Origin of the sequence: Pseudomonas juntendi, from assembly GCF_009932375.1 — a bacterium.
Lineage (GTDB): Bacteria > Pseudomonadota > Gammaproteobacteria > Pseudomonadales > Pseudomonadaceae > Aquipseudomonas > Aquipseudomonas juntendi.
Genome location: NZ_BLJG01000211.1, coordinates 1 through 213 on the forward strand (window position 1 = coordinate 1; position 213 = coordinate 213).

Here is a 213-nt window from a genome sequence, read left to right on the forward strand (position 1 = left end):
CCGAGAGCGTGCTGCTGCAGACCGTGACCGGCGACTACGTCGACGACGACATCTATTACGAATTGCTCGACCCGGCGGATATCGACATGATCTGCCGCCCTGACGAGAACGCCGTGTTCCTCGTGCCGTGGGCCATCGAGCCCACCGCGCAGGTGATCCACGACACCTACGACAAGAAGGGCAACCCGGTCGAACTGTCGCCGCGCAACGTGC

1 pseudogene is annotated in these 213 nt (G+C 63.4%); it reads left to right on the plus strand.

What is annotated here, in order from left to right:
- A pseudogene (locus tag GYA94_RS22010) lies at positions 1-213 on the plus strand (glutamine synthetase); the annotation flags it as partial.